The sequence below is a fragment of the Bartonella queenslandensis AUST/NH15 genome, assembly GCF_000312585.1.
Lineage (GTDB): Bacteria > Pseudomonadota > Alphaproteobacteria > Rhizobiales > Rhizobiaceae > Bartonella > Bartonella queenslandensis_A.
Window position 1 is genome coordinate 1 of the sequence record NZ_HE998208.1, and the last position, 432, is coordinate 432.

Sequence of the window (432 nt, forward strand, 5' to 3'; positions counted from 1 at the left end):
AAAACAGACGATGGAGGTTTGTGGAGTTTAGACGTTGAGAATGAACTCAACAGTATAGAAGAAGATCTCGACTGCTTTGACGAAGATCTAGGCAATCTTACCTTGCATGAAAACATGGGGGGTAAAGATAATGGCAAATAAGTCAGACAAGTTATCATGGACAAGGCTTTTTTCTGAACAGTGGATGGCTAAGCTATCTCAGTTACCTGGAACTGAAGGTAATGTTTATGTGCGATTGAGGTTGCAAATGTTATTTACTCGTGAACCTCTTGTAAACAACCTTAGGATTTTAGCCCATTGCGCTGGATATCCAGTAAAAACGTTTGTGAAAGCTTTAGACGTTTTAATAGAAACGGGTCATATTATATGTTTAGAAGACGGTCGTTTGTGGAGTTTAGACGTTGAGGATGAACTCAAGGATTCTCAAGAGCA

General features: G+C 39.4%; 1 protein-coding gene. It reads left to right on the top strand.

Annotated features, from left to right (window positions below; translation table 11 throughout):
* Positions 1-130 precede the first annotated feature (130 nt).
* Positions 131-432: hypothetical protein (locus BN338_RS09910; protein ID WP_039761959.1), on the top strand; the 302-nt coding region annotated here is incomplete at its 3' end.